The organism is Streptomyces sp. NPDC090119 (assembly GCF_044747085.1).
Lineage (GTDB): Bacteria > Actinomycetota > Actinomycetes > Streptomycetales > Streptomycetaceae > Streptomyces.
In genome coordinates this window covers 17,656-33,907 of sequence record NZ_JBIVDK010000001.1, presented here as the reverse complement: position 1 = coordinate 33,907, position 16,252 = coordinate 17,656, and the positions used below count along the sequence as shown (strand labels likewise).

Annotated in this window: 14 protein-coding genes; 5 read left to right on the top strand and 9 right to left on the bottom strand. The window is 74.2% G+C overall.

Annotated elements, in window-relative coordinates:
- The first annotated feature begins 136 nt into the window (after positions 1–136).
- On the top strand, positions 137–2,269 hold the full coding sequence (locus ACIPPM_RS00125; RefSeq protein ID WP_401441657.1) for a hypothetical protein: 2,133 nt from the start codon (positions 137–139) through the stop codon (positions 2,267–2,269).
- Here ACIPPM_RS00125 and ACIPPM_RS00120 read toward each other — a convergent pair.
- On the bottom strand, positions 2,247–3,419 hold the full coding sequence (locus ACIPPM_RS00120; RefSeq protein WP_401441656.1) for an MFS transporter: 1,173 nt from the start codon (positions 3,417–3,419) through the stop codon (positions 2,247–2,249). The two genes, ACIPPM_RS00125 and ACIPPM_RS00120, sit on opposite strands and share 23 nt — an antisense overlap.
- 38 nt (positions 3,420–3,457) lie before the next feature.
- On the opposite strand from ACIPPM_RS00120, the gene ACIPPM_RS00115 reads away from it, so the two are divergent.
- A complete protein-coding gene (locus ACIPPM_RS00115) occupies positions 3,458–4,018 on the top strand; it encodes a CGNR zinc finger domain-containing protein (protein WP_401444085.1) in 561 nt (186 codons plus the stop codon).
- A gap of 30 nt (positions 4,019–4,048) precedes the next feature.
- On the opposite strand, the gene ACIPPM_RS00110 is transcribed toward ACIPPM_RS00115, so the two are convergent.
- A complete protein-coding gene (locus ACIPPM_RS00110; RefSeq protein WP_401444083.1) occupies positions 4,049–5,191 on the bottom strand; it encodes an AI-2E family transporter in 1,143 nt (380 codons plus the stop codon).
- 301 nt (positions 5,192–5,492) lie between these two features.
- Entirely contained in the window at positions 5,493–5,687 is a 195-nt protein-coding gene (locus ACIPPM_RS00105; protein ID WP_393592568.1) for a DUF3046 domain-containing protein, read from the bottom strand.
- A 79-nt stretch (positions 5,688–5,766) separates the two neighbouring features.
- Here ACIPPM_RS00105 and ACIPPM_RS00100 point away from each other — a divergent pair, with 79 nt between their 5' ends.
- Positions 5,767–6,711, top strand: coding sequence for a hypothetical protein (locus ACIPPM_RS00100; RefSeq protein ID WP_401441655.1), 945 nt, complete (start codon positions 5,767–5,769; stop codon positions 6,709–6,711).
- Positions 6,712–6,719: 8 nt separating this feature from the next.
- Here ACIPPM_RS00100 and ACIPPM_RS00095 read toward each other — a convergent pair whose 3' ends face one another.
- From ACIPPM_RS00095 to ACIPPM_RS00085, 3 genes are read right to left on the bottom strand one after another with little or no spacing between them, the layout of a single operon-like run.
- The gene (locus ACIPPM_RS00095; protein WP_401441654.1) at positions 6,720–7,028 is read right to left on the bottom strand and encodes an AzlD domain-containing protein; all 309 of its coding nucleotides are present in this window, start codon (positions 7,026–7,028) and stop codon (positions 6,720–6,722) included.
- Complete coding sequence (locus ACIPPM_RS00090; protein ID WP_401441653.1) at positions 7,025–7,777, bottom strand: AzlC family ABC transporter permease; 753 nt, start codon at positions 7,775–7,777, stop codon at positions 7,025–7,027. Before ACIPPM_RS00090 ends, ACIPPM_RS00095 begins: the two co-directional genes overlap by 4 nt.
- Positions 7,675–8,658, bottom strand: a complete 984-nt coding sequence (locus ACIPPM_RS00085) for an AraC family transcriptional regulator (protein WP_401441652.1) — start codon at positions 8,656–8,658, stop codon at positions 7,675–7,677. Before ACIPPM_RS00085 ends, ACIPPM_RS00090 begins: the two co-directional genes overlap by 103 nt.
- 100 nt (positions 8,659–8,758) lie before the next feature.
- Here ACIPPM_RS00085 and ACIPPM_RS00080 point away from each other — a divergent pair, with 100 nt between their 5' ends.
- On the top strand, positions 8,759–13,705 hold the full coding sequence (locus ACIPPM_RS00080) for an ATP-dependent helicase (protein WP_401441651.1): 4,947 nt from the start codon (positions 8,759–8,761) through the stop codon (positions 13,703–13,705).
- Positions 13,706–13,750: 45 nt separating this feature from the next.
- Positions 13,751–14,596, top strand: a complete 846-nt coding sequence (locus ACIPPM_RS00075; RefSeq protein ID WP_401441650.1) for an Fpg/Nei family DNA glycosylase — start codon at positions 13,751–13,753, stop codon at positions 14,594–14,596.
- A gap of 161 nt (positions 14,597–14,757) precedes the next feature.
- On the opposite strand, the gene ACIPPM_RS00070 is transcribed toward ACIPPM_RS00075, so the two are convergent.
- The 3 genes from ACIPPM_RS00070 to ACIPPM_RS00060 form a co-directional block, all read right to left on the bottom strand.
- Complete coding sequence (locus ACIPPM_RS00070; protein ID WP_401441649.1) at positions 14,758–15,057, bottom strand: hypothetical protein; 300 nt, start codon at positions 15,055–15,057, stop codon at positions 14,758–14,760.
- Between the two features lie 127 nt (positions 15,058–15,184).
- Positions 15,185–15,655: a Dps family protein gene (locus tag ACIPPM_RS00065; protein ID WP_393601696.1), complete on the bottom strand. Its 471-nt coding sequence runs from the start codon at positions 15,653–15,655 to the stop codon at positions 15,185–15,187.
- Between the two features lie 194 nt (positions 15,656–15,849).
- The gene (locus tag ACIPPM_RS00060; protein WP_393592580.1) at positions 15,850–16,224 is read right to left on the bottom strand and encodes a helix-turn-helix domain-containing protein; all 375 of its coding nucleotides are present in this window, start codon (positions 16,222–16,224) and stop codon (positions 15,850–15,852) included.
- Positions 16,225–16,252: the final 28 nt, after the last annotated feature.

Below are 16,252 nucleotides of genomic sequence, written 5' to 3'. Positions count from 1 at the left end.
CTCGCCCGCACTTCCATGAGAATGGATGTTCGATTTTCGTGTCAAGCACCTCAGGAGCCTCGGCGGGGCGGACGCGGCCCGGCACTCACCCCCGTCACCGACGGCACTGTCGGACCCGCCTGGCACGATGCGCCGCATGGATCTCGCACACCCGCTCGACGGCCTGGACGACCACCCCTGGCCCGCCTCCTCCCATGCCTACGGCAGCGCGGAGGACGTCCCCGGCCTGCTCCGGGCGCTGAGCGGCGCCGACCAGGACGCGGCGGACGAAGCCCTGTCGGAGCTGTACGGCAGCGTGCTGCACCAGGGGACGGTCTACGCCGCGAGCGCGGAGGTGGCGCCGTTCCTCGCCAGGATCGCGGCGGCCGGACACCGCACGGCCGATGTCCTGGTGCTGCTCGGCGGCCTGGCCGAGAGCGAGGACGAGCACGGTGTGCCGACGGGCACGGTCCGGGCGGCCGTGGCCGAACAGCTTCCGCTGCTCCTGCCGTCACTGGCCGCGCCCGAGCCGGACGTCCGCCGGGCCGCCGCCTGGGCCGTCTCCCACACCCGCGCGGCCGGGATCGCCCTCCCCGTACTGCGTACGCGCTGGTCGGAGGAGTCCGTACCCGCCGTGCGCGCGGAGGTCCTGTCCGCGCTCGCCCGGCTCGACCCGCAGGCCGGCGCGGCGGTGGCCGCCACCGCCCTGGAGCCGTCCCAGCCCGCCGAGGTGCTCATGGCCGCCCTCTTCGCCGGTCTCGACGCGGGCGCTCCGTGGACCCGGGCCATGCACACGACGATGCTGTCCCTGCTGCCCACCGACGCGCTGTGCTCCGACCTCGATCACGAGCGCGGCGAACCGCTGTCCGCCGTCGTGAAGGCCCTGTTGAGCAGAGGCGATGGACCGGAGCGCGAGGCGGCGTTCGCCCTGGTCGAGGCGGCGCTGCGGAGCGACCGCGCCGACGTGCGGACCGAAGGGCTGTGGGCGGCCGACTGCGCCTGCATGCTCTCCCGCAGCGCCCCGGCGCGGCTGATACCCAGCCTGTGCGAGGCGGTCGTCGACGAGGAATCGGTGATCGACGTGGCATCCCTCCTCGGCCGGGTGGGCAGCGTGGCGGCACCGGCCGCCGACGTCCTCGTCCCCCTCGCCCGGAGGAACCCGGACCAGGCCGACGACCACGCGGACCGGGCCCTGGCCGCGCTCGTGCTCGTAGCGCCCGTGAAGGCGGTGCCGTTCCTGGCCGCCGGGCTCGGGCGCCGCCCGTGGGCCCTCGACGCCGCCGCCGGTACCCGCGCACCGGCCGACTTCGCCCTCCCGTACGACGACGGCCTCCTCGACGCGGTGCGGGATCGCCTCTCCCGGCCCGAGAGCCTGTGCGGTAACGAGCCCTGGCACCTCATGACCTTGCTGAGGAACTGGGGTGCCGACGCGGCACCGGCACTCCCCGAGCTGTGCGCGGCGCTCCCCCACTTCCCCTTGGCCGCCCGGACGGTAGCGGCCATCGCCGCCGACTGCGCGCCGGGGGAACGCGGCGCGGCCGTCACGACGTTGCGGGCGGCGGCCGAGCAAGGGTCCCTCCCAGCGGCGCAGGCGCTGTACGACCTCATCGGCGAGCCCGCGCCCCTGCTGGGCCGCCTCGAAGAGGCACTCCGGGGCGGTGCCCGTGAGCTCAGGGACGCCGCCCTGGCCACCGGCGCACTCGGTGCTCAGGGAGCGCCGCTGATACCGGCCCTCCGCACGGCGCTCAGCGGCTCATCCGGCGACACCACACCCGCGCTGGACGCGGACACCGCTCTCGCCGAGGCCCTCTGGCGTGTCACGGGGGAAGCGGACGAGGTGACCGCCGTTCTCGACTCGGTCTTCACCCGCGCCGGACAGAACGCCTGGTCCCGGTGGTCGGTCGTGCGGGCCGCCCGCGCGGCGGCGCTCCTCGGTCCGGCGGGGCGCCCGCTCGTCCCCCGGCTGACGGCGGTCCTCGACGATCCCGCGCAGGCACCGGCCGCCGTACTGGCGCTCCTGGCCGTGGCGGAACCCGCCTCGCTGGACCGCGCCGCACTCACCGAGGCCGCCCTGCGGTCGGCCGAGTCGGATGCCGACGCGATGGGCGCCTGTGACGCCCTGGAAGCCCTCGGTACGACCGGCATGACCGGCGAGCAGCCGCACAGACTGGCGGCCCTCGCCCATAGCGACGCCCGCGTGATCCGCTCGGGAGTCCAGACCGCCATCATCCACGAGGACGAAGCCCTCCGAAACCGCCTCCAGGCACTCACCGCCGCGCCGGAACACTGACGCAGGCCACAGCGGCAATCCCCGACGCCACCAGCAAGGCGCCCGACGGGGACCGCGCCGCGACCGGTCCGGCAAGACCGGCGCCCAGGGCGAAGCCCGTGATCTTCAAGCTGGCACCGGTGGTGAAGATCTGGCCGCGCAGATGGTCCGGGGACTCCCGGTGGCGGACGGCGAACAGGGCTGTCAGTTGCGGCCCCTCACCGGCGCCGACCAGCAGCGCGGCCACGAGGAGCGCGGCCGGTCGGCCCGATGCCGCCAGAGCCAGGGCGACCGCCTGCACCAGGGCGCCGATCCGGACGAGGGCGTCCGGGGCCATGAGCACCCTGCGCGCGAGCACGGCGTTGGCCACCAGGCCGGATGCCGCGACACAGGAGAGCAGCGCCGCTCCCCGCGCGGCCCCGCCCAGCACCCGCTCGCCCAGCAACGGAACGCAGGCCGTCAACATGCCCTGGGCCGCGCAGCAGCCGACCGAGGTGAAGGTCGCCCGCGCCAGTGCCGGGTTCCGCAGGACGAAGCGCGCTCCAGCGGCGAGGTCACCGGCCACTGCCCCCGCCTCCCGGCCGGACACCCCGGGCAACCGCCAGGCCGAAGGCACCGCCAGCCCGATCAGCACTCCGGCGACAACCACGGCAGTGGGCGCGCCCAGCATCTCCGCGACGCCCCCGGCCAGCGCCGGACCGGCGAGGCTCGCCGCGCCGAACGTCATCGCGTCGAGGGTGTTCGCCCGCGCCGACGGGCCCCCGAGGACCACCCGAGGAAGCTGTGCGGTCCAGCCTCCCGCGAGAGCGGGCCCCACCAGCCCGGTCGCCACGGCGAGCGCGAGCGTGGCGGTGAACGGCACTCGGCCGAGCCCGAGCATGATCAGCCCCAGTCCTCCGCCGTACAGGGCGATCGCCCCGGCGAGCAGGCGCCCCGGCCGTTCCGCCCGGTCGAGGAGGGCGCCGAGCACCGGGCCGCCCGCCACGGCGGAGACGGTGATCCCCGCGAGCAGGGCGGAGGCGGCGGTGGCCGAGCCCGTGAGGGCGAACCCGGCAAGCATCAGGGCCGGACCGGACATGTCGTCCCCGGTGCGGGCGGCCAGCGCACCGGCCAGGTAGGAAGCAAGCGCGTAACGCCTCATCACCTCGATGACGTTACGGAGGTAACTCAAAACTCCGCAATATGCGTTACATTCCGCCCGTGTCCTCCATGCCCGAAGACTGGTCCACCCGGCATTCCGTGCTGGCTACGGCCCAGCGCACAGCCGCCCTGGTCAACGCCCTCGCCGATGACCACCCCGACCCGGCCGATGTGGCCGCCGTGCTCCGCGCGTACGGCGAGGCGGACCCCATCGACCTCTCCCCGCACGAGGTCACCGCGATGCGCGTGGCGGCAGCCAGGCTGCGGGAGGTGTTCGCCGCCGAGGACACCGACGCCGCCGCGTCGGCCCTCAACCGCCTGCTGTGCGAGCACACGGGCCCGCTCCGGCTGTCCTCGCACGACGGCACCGCCCCCTGGCACCCCCACCTGGACCGCGCCGACGACGCTCCCTGGGACGAGTGGTTCCTCGCGTCCTCCTGCATGGCGCTCACCGTCCTCGTTTGGGACCGCCAACGCCCGCCGGGCGGCACCTGCGACTCCCCCGGCTGCGACAACGTCTACGTCACCCAGGGCAGCGGCCCACCCCGCCGCTACTGCTCCCGCCGCTGCGCCACCCGAGAGCGGGTGGCGGCCCACCGCCGCGCCCGCACCGCACGGGAACCGGGCTAGGGGCGGACGACGGGACTTTCGCGACAGGCCCTAGACCGAGCCCTCGGAATCCGACTCAGGAGCCCGCGGCCGCCCCAGGCGGAGGCGGATGAACCCGTCCGGGCGCCCCTGCCGACGCAGTCGGTGGCCGTGGACGCGCGGGTCGTCCGTGACCGTGTACCGCTTGACGTACGCCCCCAGGAACGCCTGGAGCGTGGCCACCGCCGGGATGGCGATCAGGGCGCCTACCGCGCCGAGCAGGGCGGTGCCGGCGATGACCGAGCCGAAGGCGACGGCCGGGTGGATGTCGACGGTCTTGGACGTCAGCTTCGGCTGGAGCATGTAGTTCTCGAACTGCTGGTAGATCACGACGAAGACCAGCACCCACACCGCGTACCAGGGCGCCACGGTGAACGCGATCAGCATCGGCAGCGCGCCCGCGAGATAGGTGCCGATGGTCGGGACGAACTGCGAGACGAGGCCGACCCAGACGCCGAGCACGGGCGCGTAGGGCACGCCGAGGGCCTGGAGCAGGATGTAGTGCGCGATGCCGGAGATGAGCGCCATCAGGCCGCGCGAGTAGATGTACCCGCCGGTCTTGTCGACGGCGATCTCCCAGGCGCGCAGCACCTCGGCCTGCCGCGCGGGCGGCAGCACCGAGCACAGGGCGCGGCGCAGCCGGGGGCCGTCGGCGGCGAAGTAGAACGAGAACAGGCCGACGGTGAGGAGCCGGAAGAGCCCGCCGAGCACCTGCGTGGACACGTCGAGGACGCCTGCCGCGCTGCTCTGCGCGTATTTGCGCAGCCAGTCGGAGTGGAGCAGGCCCTCCTGGACGTCGACCCGGCGCACCTTCAGGTGGAAGGTGTGGTTGACCCAGTTGATGACGGAGTCGAGGTACTCGGGGAATCCCTCGATCATCTTGATGATCTGGCCCGCGAGCATCGAGCCGAGCAGGGTGAAGAAGCCCGCGGTGACGACGGCCAGACTGAGGAAGACCAGGAAGGTGGCGAGCCCCCGGCGCATCCCGCGCGCGGACATGCGACTGACGGCGGGCTCTATGGCGAGCGCCAGGAAGAACGCGATCAGGATGTTGAGGAGGAGCCCGGTCAGCTCGTGGAAGGCCCAGCTCCCCAGTTGGAACAGGGCGACCAGCGTGAGCGCGAGCACCATGGCGCGTGGCAGCCAGCGCGGCATCCGGGCACCCGCGAGGGCACCGGCGGCGGGCTCGCGCGGCGGCGTACCGGCAGCGGAGGTCGCCGCCCCGGCCGGAGGTTCCGTCTGCGGGTCGGTCGGCTCGATGTCGTCGATGCGTGCCACGCGCCAAGTCTCACCCACGCCACCGACAGCCCGGACCGTCCGAGGGCCTCGGTGACCGACTCGGTATGTGTCCGTCAACACACCCGTCGGCTCGTCCGTCGACCGGGGGACGGGCGGTACGCGTATTTCGCCCCCGTCTTTCGGCCGACCCCGTTCGCCACCGCGCGACGAACGTCACTCAGCGCTTCTCCCCCGGCACGTCCATCACGGTGCACACCACACGCCACACGTCCTTGGCGTCCCATCCGGCGTCCAGTGCCTGGTGCACCGTCCGTCCGCCCAGCTCGGACATGATGTGATCGCGCGCGAAGGAGTCGGCGTACCCCGGACCGAAGTGTGCCGCCATCCGCTGCCAGAAAACCGTCAACCGCATGCCGCAAGTATCCCGCCTCGGGGGGCGGGAGTGTCCGGGACCGTTCTCGGGGGCCGCCGGTGGCCCTACGGTCTGGTCCATGGCCGAATCAGGTGCTCCCTCACTCCCCTCCGTGCCCCCGGCGCACTCCCCCCTGTTCCGCGCGGAGCGCTTCGTCTGGCTCACCGCGCGGGTGCTGGAGCAGCGGCTCTTCGCACACCTCTTCCTGAACGGCGGCGCGGACCCGGTGGAGCGGGCCCTGGACGCCTACCGCAACGAGGACGGGGGTTACGGTCACGCCCTGGAGCCCGATCTGCGCGGCCCGCTGAGCCAGCCGCTGCACACCGCCCGCGCGCTGCACGTGCTGGACGCGGTCGGGCGGTGCGGTGGGCAGCGGGTGGAGCGGGTGTGCCGCTATCTGACCTCGGTGTCCACCACGGACGGCGCCCTGCCCGCGGTCTGCCCGAGCCAGCGCGGCTATCCGGTGGCGCCCTTCGTGCCGGTGGTGGACGACCCGCCGAGCGAGCTGCTGGCGACGGGACCGGTCGTGGGGCTGCTGCACCGCAACGAGGTGTGGCACGCGTGGCTCTTCCGGGCGACCGACTTCTGCTGGCAGGCCGTGGACGCCCTGGAGGCGTCTCACCCGTACGAGGTCGAGGCCGCCGTGGCCTTCCTGGACGCCGCCCCCGACCGCGCCCGTGCGCAGGCGGCCGCCGACCGGCTCGGCCGCCTGGTGCGCGAGCGGCGGCTCGCGGCCCTGGACCCGGACCGTCTCGACGCGTACCCCGTCGCCCCCGGCTACGCGCCGGGCGAGCACCACTTCCCGCACGACTTCGCGCGCACCCCCGGCTCGCTCGCGCGCGCGTGGTTCACGGACGAGGAGATGGCGCGCTCGCTGGACTTCCTCGCCGCCGGGCAGCAGGAGGACGGCGGCTGGCCGGTCCGTTGGCGCCAGTGGGCACCTGCTCCGGCGCTGGAGGCGCGGGCCGGGGTGACCGTCGAGGCGCTGCGCACCCTCCGGGCGTACGGCCGCTACGTCGGCTGACCCGGCGCTCAGCCGGTCAGGGCGCGTACCCCGGCGGTCACCACCACGGCGACCGCGACGACCACCAGGAACGGCGCCCGGAGCAGCAGCGCGACGGCCGCAGCGGCCACTCCCGCGGCCCGCGCGTCCAGGACGAGGGTGTGGCCGTCGGCGAAGGTCTGCTGGGCGGTGAGCGCGGCCAGCAGGGCGACCGGCAGCAGCGCGGCGAGCTTCTTGACCAGCGGCCGTTCCACGGCGCTCGCGGGGACGAGGAGTCCGACGAGCTTGACGGCGTAGCAGCCGAGCGCGGTGACGCCGATGGCGAGCCAGGTGTTCATCGGTCCTCCTCGGGGGCGTCCGGCCGCTGGGCGGAGCGGGCGCGCAGACCTTGCACGAACAGGGCGAGCGGCGCCGCCAGGGCCGCCACCAGGACGGGCGCCCCGGCGGGCAGTACGGGCAGCAGGCCGAGGCCCAGGAGGACCGCGAGGGCGGCGACCGCGCGTTCGGTGAACGTGGTCAGCATGGGGGCGAGCAGCGCCAGGAAGACGGCGGGTCCGGCCGCGTCCAGCCCCCAGGCGTCGGTGTCCCCGAGGGCCCGCGCGCCGAGCGCGCCGAGCAGGGTGGTGAGGTTCCACAGCACGTAGAGGCTGAGCCCGGTGACGGTGAAGCCGAGCCGCGCGGAACGCCGGTCCGGTTGGGCGACGGTGACGGCGGTGGTCTCGTCGATCACCCATTGGGCGGCGAACGGCCGCAACGCGCGCGGGAGGGCGAGCAGCTGCGAGAGCCGCAGCCCGTAGAACGCGTTGCGCACGCCCAGGAAGAACGCGCCCGCCGCGGCCGTGAACGGGTTGCCACCGGCCGCGAGCGCCCCCACCAGGGCGAACTGGGAGGCGCCCGTGAAGACCAGGAGGCTGAGCGCGCAGGTCTGGAGGAGTCCGAGTCCGCTGCCTGCCGAGGTGACGCCGAAGGCGAAGCCGGAGAGGCCTACGGCGACGCCGACCCCGAGGGCGTCCCGTACGACGGCGCTGTCCGGCTTTCCCACGTCCTCGGCGGCCCTGTCCGCGAGTGCTGTCTGTCGATGTGCCACGCCCCGGACGCTACGGCGGGGCGCCCGGCGGGGTCTTGTACGTTGTTGCGCCCGCTCACGTTCTCGCGTTCGCGCTGGTAGGCCCCCGGAGGCACGCCGACGATCCGGGTGAAGTGGCGGTTGAGGTGGGGCTGGTCGGTGAAGCCGACCGAAGTGGCGGCCTCGGCGGGCGGGGTGCCGGTGTCCAGCAGGAGCCGGGCGCGGCGTACGCGCGCGTCGGTGAGCCAGGTGTGCGGGGGCATGCCGTAGGCGTCCCGGAAGGCCCGCAGCAGGGCGAAGCGGCTGGTGCCGAGGTCGGTGGCGAGGTGCTCCAGGCTGGGCGGCTCCGCCATCCGCTCCTCCAGCACGGCACGCGCGCGTGCGGCGACTTCCGCTCCGGCCGAGCGGGGGCGGCGCTCGGGCAGCGGGCCGCCGTTGAGGCGCAGCAGCCGGGTCACCGCGACGCTGAGCAGGGTGTCGGCGGCCAGCGCGTTGCCCTCCTCGGCGGCGCGCAGCACCTGGTGGACGAGGCGGACGGTGTAGGGGTCGTCGACCATCGGGGCGGCGAAGCCGGGCGTCCCCCGGATGGTGGTCGTCTCGGCCGCTATCCGGGCCACCACCTCGGGCGAGGGGTACACCGCGCCGTACCGCCAGCCCTCGGGGACGCCCGCGCGGCCGGTGTGCGGGGTGTCCGGGTTGACCAGCGCGAGGGCGCCCGCGCCCACGGACACGTCGGCGCCCTGGTGGTGGAAGACCTCGACGCCGTCCGCGATGGCCGCGATCACGAAGTTCTCGTGGGTGTGGCGGACGAAGGTCTTGCGGATGTAGCGGGCGCGGAGCAGGTCGACGCCCGGCAGTTCCGCGTACCGCCAGTGCCGTGCCCGCTCCCCTGAACCCGCCATGCACCCATTGTCGGCCACGGCCGCCGGCCGCCGCACGCCCCGGTCCGTCCCGTTTACCCAGGTCAGCCCGATTGTCAGTGGGCGGGTGCAGGATGGAGGCATGGTCAGTTCCGCCCACCCGGCCCTCGAAGGCTTCTCCCCCGCGACCCGCGAATGGTTCACGGGGGCGTTCCACGCGCCCACCGAGGCTCAGGCGGGCGCGTGGCAGGCCATCAACCAGGGCTCGGACGCGCTGGTGGTGGCGCCGACCGGCTCCGGCAAGACGCTGGCCGCGTTCCTCGCCGCCCTGGACCAGCTGGCCTCCACCCCGCCCCCGGCCGACCCGAAGAAGCGCTGCCGGGTGCTGTACGTGTCCCCGCTGAAGGCGCTCGCGGTCGATGTCGAGCGCAACCTGCGCAGCCCGCTGACCGGTATCCGCCAGGAGTCCGTGCGCCTGGGCCTGCCCGAGCCCGAGGTGAAGGTGGGCATCCGCTCCGGCGACACCCCGCCCGCCGAGCGGCGCGCGCTGGTCACCCGCCCGCCGGACATCCTGATCACCACCCCCGAGTCGCTGTTCCTGATGCTGACCTCGTCCGCGCGGGACGCGCTCACGGGCATCGAGACCGTGATCCTGGACGAGGTGCACGCGGTCGCGGGCACCAAGCGCGGCGCGCATCTCGCGCTGTCCCTGGAGCGGCTGGACGAGCTGCTGCCGAAGCCCGCGCGCCGGATCGGCCTGTCGGCGACCGTGCGTCCGGTGGACGAGGTGGCCCGCTATCTCTCGCCCCGGGGCAAGGTGGAGATCGTCCAGCCCGAGTCGGGCAAGGAGTTCGACCTGTCGGTGGTCGTGCCCGTCGAGGACATGGGCGAGCTGGGCGGCGCCCCCGCGGCCGACGGCGACGACAAGGCGGAGAAGCCCTCGATCTGGCCGCATGTCGAGGAGAAGATCGCCGACCTGGTCCAGTCGCACCGCTCGACCATCGTGTTCGCCAACTCGCGCCGCCTGGCGGAGCGGCTGTGCAACCGGCTCAACGAGATCGCCTACGAGCGCGCCACCGGCGAGAAGCTGGACGAGCACCACTCCCCGGCCGAGCTGATGGGCGGCTCGGGCGCGGCCCAGGGCGCCCCGCAGGTGATCGCCCGCGCGCACCACGGCTCGGTCTCCAAGGAGCAGCGCTCACTGGTCGAGGAGGACCTGAAGGCCGGGCGGCTGCCCGCCGTGGTGGCCACGTCCAGCCTGGAGCTGGGCATCGACATGGGCGCCGTCGACCTGGTCGTCCAGGTCGAGTCCCCGCCCTCGGTCGCCTCCGGCCTCCAGCGCGTGGGCCGCGCGGGACACCAGGTGGGCGCAGTCTCCACCGGTGTGGTCTTCCCCAAGTACCGGGGCGACCTGGTGCAGGCGGCCGTGGTCACCGAGCGGATGCGCTCGGGCGGCATCGAGTCGCTGCGCGTGCCGTCCAACCCGCTGGACGTCCTGGCCCAGCAGCTCGTCGCCATGACCGCGCTGGACACCTGGCAGTTCGACGACCTGCTGGCCACCGTGCGCCGCGCGGCACCCTTCGCCTCGCTCCCCGAGTCCGCGTTCACCGCCACCCTGGACATGCTCGCGGGCCGCTATCCGTCGGACGCGTTCGCGGAACTGCGCCCCCGCGTGGTGTGGGACCGCGTCGCCGGCACCATCAGCGGCAGGCCCGGCGCCCAGCGGCTCGCCGTCACCTCCGGCGGCACGATCCCCGACCGGGGCCTGTTCGGGGTGTTCCTCGCCGGGTCCGACCCGAAGAAGGGCGGCGGCCGGGTCGGCGAGCTGGACGAGGAGATGGTGTACGAGTCCCGCGTGGGCGACGTCTTCACGCTGGGCACGAGTTCCTGGCGCATCGAGGACATCACCCGCGATCGGGTCCTGGTCTCCCCCGCACCGGGCGTGCCGGGTCGGCTCCCGTTCTGGAAGGGCGACCAGCTGGGCCGCCCGCTCGAACTCGGCCGCGCGGTCGGTGCGTTCCTGCGCGAGGTCGGTTCGCTGTCCGAGGAGGACGCCCGGCTGCGCCTGCTCACCGCGGGCCTGGACGCGTGGGCGGCGGACAACGTCCTGGCCTACCTCGACGAGCAGCGCGAGGCGTGCGGGCACGTCCCGGACGACCGCACCATCGTCGTGGAGCGCTTCCGCGACGAGCTGGGCGACTGGCGGGTCGTGATCCACTCCCCCTTCGGCGCCCAGGTGCACGCCCCGTGGGCGCTGGCGCTCGGCGCCCGCCTCTCCGAGCGGTACGGCATGGACGCCCAGGTCATGCACGCCGACGACGGCATCGTGCTGCGCCTGCCCGACGCCGACCTGATGGGCCTGGACCTGCTGGACCAGAGCCCCGCCAAGGCCGGTGCGGAGTACGACGGCGATCAGGCCCCGGTCGGCGCCGCCGACGTCGCCTTCGACAAGGGTGACGTCGACCAGGTCGTCACCGACCAGGTGGGCGGCTCCGCCCTGTTCGCGGCGCGGTTCCGGGAGTGCGCCGCCCGCGCGCTCCTGCTGCCGCGCCGCAACCCCGGCAAGCGCACCCCGCTGTGGCAGCAGCGTCAGCGCGCGGCCCAACTGCTTGAGGTGGCGAGCGAGTTCGGGTCGTTCCCGATCGTCCTGGAGGCGATCCGCGAATGCCTTCAGGACGTGTTCGACGTGCCCGGCCTGGTCGAGCTGATGGGCGACATCGAGTCCCGCAAGGTCCGCCTGGTCGAGGTCACCACCCCCGAACCGTCCCCGTTCGCCCGCTCCCTGCTGTTCGGTTACGTCGCCCAGTTTCTCTACGAGGGCGACTCCCCGCTCGCCGAGCGCCGTGCCGCCGCGCTCTCCCTGGACTCCCGGCTGCTGGCCGAGCTGCTGGGCCAGGCGGAGCTGCGGGAGCTGCTCGACGCCGAGGTGCTGACCGAGCTGGAGCGCGAACTCCAGTGGCTCACCGAGGACCGTCGCGCCAAGGACCCGGAGAGCGTCGCCGACCTGCTCCGGCTGCTGGGCCCGCTGACCGACGCCGAGCTGGCCGGGCGGGGCGCCGAGCCCGAGTGGGCGCGGGAGCTGGCCGCCGCCCGGCGCGTCATCAAGGTCCGGGTCGCGGGCGAGGACCACTGGGCCGCCATCGAGGACGCGGGGCGTCTGCGCGACGCGCTGGGGACCGCGCTGCCGGTGGGCGTCCCCGAGGCGTTCACCGAGCCGGTCAAGGACCCGCTCGGTGACCTCCTCGCGCGCTACGCCCGCACCCACGGCCCCTTCACCTCGACGGCCGCCGCCGCCCGCTTCGGTCTGGGCGTCGCGGTCACCGAGGGCGCCCTCCAGCGACTGGCGGGCAGCGGCCGGGTCGTCCAGGGCGAGTTCCATCCGGCGGGCATCGGCCAGGAGTGGTGCGACGCGACGGTGCTGCGTAGGCTGCGCCGCCGTTCGCTGGCCGCGCTGCGGCACGAGCTGGAGCCGGTGCCGCCCGCCGCGCTGGCGCAGTTCCTGCCGCAGTGGCAGCACATCGGCAAGGGGCACGCGCTGCGCGGCACCGATGGACTGGTGCGCGCCATCGAGCAGTTGCAGGGTGCCTCGGTGCCCGCCTCCGCGCTGGAGAAGCTGGTGCTGCCCTCCCGCGTGACGGACTACAAGCCGTCGATGCTGGACGAACTCACCGCCGCGGGCGAGGTCGTGTGGGCCGGGGCGGGCTCGCTGCCCGGCAAGGACGGCTGGGTCTCGCTGTACCTCGCGGACACCGCGCCCCTGCTCCTGCCGCCCCCGCACCCCCTGGAGCTGAGCCCGCTCCACCAGTCGATCCTGGACACGCTGTCCGGCGGGTACGGCCTGTTCTTCCGTCAGATCGCGGACCAGGTCCGCGCCACCACGCACCCCGAGGCGAGCGACGCGCACCTCGCCGACGCCCTGTGGGACCTGGCCTGGTCGGGACGGCTCACCAACGACACCCTGGCACCGATGCGCGCCCTGCTGGGTTCGGGCCGTACGGCCGGGGCGACGGCCCACCGCGCCAAACGCAATGTCCCGCGCGGGCGTTACGGCTCCCTGACCGCCGCCGCCCGCGCCGCGTCCCGGTCCGGGCCGCCGACCGTCGGCGGCCGCTGGTCGCTGCTGCCGGTGCCCGAGCCGGACGCCACCGTGCGCGCCCACGCGCGGGCGCGCGCCCTGCTGGACCGGCACGGCGTCGTGACCCGGGGCGCCGTGGGCGCGGAGGGCGTGGAGGGCGGCTTCTCGGCGGTGTACCGGGTGCTGTCCGTGTTCGAGGAGAGCGGCCAGGCGCGGCGCGGCTATGTGGTCGAGGGGCTGGGTGCCGCCCAGTTCGCCATGGACGGCGCGGTGGACCGGCTCCGCGCGGTGTCCAACGCCCGCGACCGGGGCGAGCGCGTGGTGCCCGCTCCGGTCGCGGCGGGCGACGGCAGCCTCCCGCCGTTCCCCGGCAACGGCGACGGCCACGCCGCATCCGACGCGTTCGACTCCTCCTCCGGCGCCCTCGCCCACCCGAACCTCGACGGCGACTTCACCTGGCCGCCCCGGGACGGCGACGACGGCGGCCTCCCGCGCCCCTTCGGCCCGGCGACCATCCCCGACCCGTACGCCTCCCCCGGCCAGGGTGGCCCGCGCGGCGGCTCGGGCTACGGCTCCCCCGTGAGCCGGAGTTACGGCCCGCGCGTGCGGGACACCACCCCGGACTCCAAGGCGGTGGTCCTCGCCGCCGCCGACCCCGCCAACGCGTACGGCGCCGCCCTGCCCTGGCCGGAGTCGCCCACCGGTGCCGGGCACAAGCCGGGCCGCAAGGCGGGCTCCCTGGTCGTCCTGGTGGAGGGCGAGCTGACCCTCTACATGGAGCGCGGCGGCAAGTCCCTGCTGGCGTGGCCCGCCGACCCGGACGGCACCGCGACCGACGACCCCCGCCTGCGCGCCGCCGCGGAGGCCCTGGCGGCGGCCGCCCGCGCGGGCTCCCTGGGCACGGTCACCGTCGAGCGGATCAACGGCACCGCGGCACTGACCTCCCCCCTGGGCACCCTGCTGGAGGGCACCGGGTTCATAGCGACCCCACGCGGCCTGCGCCTGCGCGCCTGAGCCCGGCGACCGGAGAAGGCCCCCGAGCCGTGGCACCCTGGACGCATGCCCGAAGGTGACACGGTGTGGCAGACCGCGAAGCGGCTGCATGACGCGCTCGCGGGCCGGGTGCTGACCCACAGCGACTTCCGGGTGCCGCAGTACGCCGTGGTCGACCTGACCGGCCGCACCGTGCTGAACACCGCCCCACGCGGCAAGCACCTGCTGACCCGCTTCGAGGGCGGCCTGACCCTCCACACGCATCTGCGGATGGAGGGCGCCTGGAAGGTGTACGGCCCCGGCGAACGCTGGCGGGGCGGCGCCGGACACCAGATCCGCGTCGTGCTGGGCGCCGACGACCGGATGGCCGTGGGCTACCGCCTGTCGGTGCTGGAGCTGCTGCGCACCGAGGACGAGGAGAGCGTCGTGGGTCATCTGGGCCCCGACCTCCTCGGCCCGGACTGGGACCCGAAGCTCGCCCTCGCCAACCTGTACGCCGACCCGGACCGCGCCCTCGGCGAGGCCCTGCTCGACCAGCGCAATCTCGCCGGGATCGGCAACGTCTACAAGAGCGAGCTGTGCTTCCTGCTCGGCGTGACCCCCTGGCTCCCCGTCGGCTCGCTCCCCCCGGACCGCGCCGCCCAGCTCCCCGGCGTCGCCCAGCGCCTACTGGAGGTCAACCGGGCCCGCCCGAACCGTCAGACCACCGGCCTGCCCCGGAACGACCTCTACGTCTACGGCCGCGCCTCCCGCCCCTGCCTGCGCTGCCGCACCCGGGTACGCGTGGCCGACCAGGGCGACGGCGTCCAGGACCGCCCCACCTACTGGTGCCCCACCTGCCAGAGCGGTCCCACACCCGCCCCCGGCACCGCCCAGCGCCGGCGGGAGCGCTACCCCCGCCCCACGGGCTGACCCTCGCGAGCCGGGAGCGATGAGCCGGAGGCCAGAAACCGAAAGCAGAAGACCGGAAGCCGGGAGCCGGAACCCGCACCCCGCACCCCGCACTCCGCACTCCGCACTCCGCACTCCGCGAATGCAAACCCCACCCCCCACCCCACCCGAAGCAGCCCCCGTCACCCCGCCCCCGCTTCACCCGAACGAGTGACCCCGGCACCCGCCTCCGCCCCTTCACCCTCCCCGGCACCCTCCCCGCTGCCCCGCCAAGCCTCGCGCCACCGCCCCGTCCGCACGGCCCCCTCGGCCCGCTCCTTGGCCACACAGTGCACCGGCAGCACCCCCAGCCCCCACCCACCGAGCACCACGGACCCCTCCAGCACCCCCGCACCGTCCCCCAGGGTCAGCCGCAGCACCGCCCACCACCACACCGCGCCGAACCCCAGACCTGCCCCCCAGCGCACTATTCGCCCGTTCATGGACCCGTCACCTCCAGCCGGAAGCCAAGAACACCGCCTGCCACCCGCGGAAGGCGCACCGAAGGGCTCACCGGAGCGGCACCGGGCGGACGACTGTCCGCCAGGCCGGTCCGGGAACCCGCCTCTCTCATGCGGTCTCGGCCTGGAACATCCAATGGTGTTTCTCGAGGTCGCCCGTGATCTGGATGAACATGTCCTGGGACACTGGATCGGCGTCGCCGGTGGCGTTCACCCGCTCCCGCATCCGGCCGATGACCGCGCCGAGGGCGGCGACCATCCCGGCGACCGCGTCCGTGTCCTTGATCCAGCCGGCCGGAGGGACCGTGATGCCGGTGCCGGAGGCGACCGTGGACGCCCGTCCGTCCGGCGGGACGCCCAGCGCCGAGGAACGCTCGGCCACCAGGTCGGAGGCGGTCCGCGCGGAGACGACCACCTCGTCCAGCTGGAGGTGGACGGACCGGAAGCGTGGCCCGACCACGTTCCAGTGGATCTGCTTGGCGACCAGCGAGAGGTCGACCAAGTCCACGAGCGCCCCTTGCAGGGCCTCGGAGACGGTCTTCAGATCGGCCTCGGGAAGGGGACTCTTCACCACGTACATCCGCTGTCCTCAGATCCTCGGCGGGCTTCGGGTCCCTCTCACCATGACCGGGCGGCCCGTACCGGGCAAACGGAGCAAACCCACACAAGGCCGCTGGTCCGAGCGTAAAAGCCCCGGCCGGGCCTCACCTGGAGAGTCCAGGGAGGCCCGGCCGGGGCTTACAGCCATCGGGCGCTAGGCAGCGTGCGCGCAGGTCACGCGGCGACCACGTCCACCGCTTCGGCGGGTGCCTTGATGGTCACCCGTTCCGGTGGCACACCGGTCACCGACACGGAGCCCAGCATCGGCCGGACCGGCGCCGGGACGCCGTCGTTGGCCGCGGCGGACTGGGCCAGCTCGGCGAGTGCCAGTTCGTCACTCACCTCACGCATGAGCACCGACATCCGTACGTCCAGCGCGTCGCAGATCGCGGAGAGCAGCTCGGAGGAAGCCTCCTTCTGCCCCCGCTCCACCTCGGAGAGATAGCCAAGTGAGACCCGGGCGGACGAGGAGACTTCGCGCAGAGTACGGCCCTGGCGCTGGCGCTGCCGACGCAGCACGTCACCCAGCAGGCGACGGAGCAGAATCATCGGTGGCTCCCTCCTCGGACCGCGTAGC

Excerpts from the sequence above, each read along its gene's own strand:
- ACIPPM_RS00125 (WP_401441657.1), top strand. The coding sequence starts at position 137 with ATGGATCTCGCACACCCGCTCGACGGCCTGGACGACCACCCCTGGCCC.
- ACIPPM_RS00115 (WP_401444085.1), top strand. The coding sequence starts at position 3,458 with ATGCCCGAAGACTGGTCCACCCGGCATTCCGTGCTGGCTACGGCCCAG.
- ACIPPM_RS00110 (WP_401444083.1), bottom strand. The coding sequence starts at position 5,191 with ATGCCGCGCTGGCTGCCACGCGCCATGGTGCTCGCGCTCACGCTGGTC.
- ACIPPM_RS00105 (WP_393592568.1), bottom strand. The coding sequence starts at position 5,687 with ATGCGGTTGACGGTTTTCTGGCAGCGGATGGCGGCACACTTCGGTCCG.
- ACIPPM_RS00100 (WP_401441655.1), top strand. The coding sequence starts at position 5,767 with ATGGCCGAATCAGGTGCTCCCTCACTCCCCTCCGTGCCCCCGGCGCAC.
- ACIPPM_RS00095 (WP_401441654.1), bottom strand. The coding sequence starts at position 7,028 with ATGAACACCTGGCTCGCCATCGGCGTCACCGCGCTCGGCTGCTACGCC.
- ACIPPM_RS00085 (WP_401441652.1), bottom strand. The coding sequence starts at position 8,658 with ATGGCGGGTTCAGGGGAGCGGGCACGGCACTGGCGGTACGCGGAACTG.
- ACIPPM_RS00080 (WP_401441651.1), top strand. The coding sequence starts at position 8,759 with ATGGTCAGTTCCGCCCACCCGGCCCTCGAAGGCTTCTCCCCCGCGACC.
- ACIPPM_RS00075 (WP_401441650.1), top strand. The coding sequence starts at position 13,751 with ATGCCCGAAGGTGACACGGTGTGGCAGACCGCGAAGCGGCTGCATGAC.
- ACIPPM_RS00070 (WP_401441649.1), bottom strand. The coding sequence starts at position 15,057 with ATGAACGGGCGAATAGTGCGCTGGGGGGCAGGTCTGGGGTTCGGCGCG.
- ACIPPM_RS00065 (WP_393601696.1), bottom strand. The coding sequence starts at position 15,655 with ATGTACGTGGTGAAGAGTCCCCTTCCCGAGGCCGATCTGAAGACCGTC.
- ACIPPM_RS00060 (WP_393592580.1), bottom strand. The coding sequence starts at position 16,224 with ATGATTCTGCTCCGTCGCCTGCTGGGTGACGTGCTGCGTCGGCAGCGC.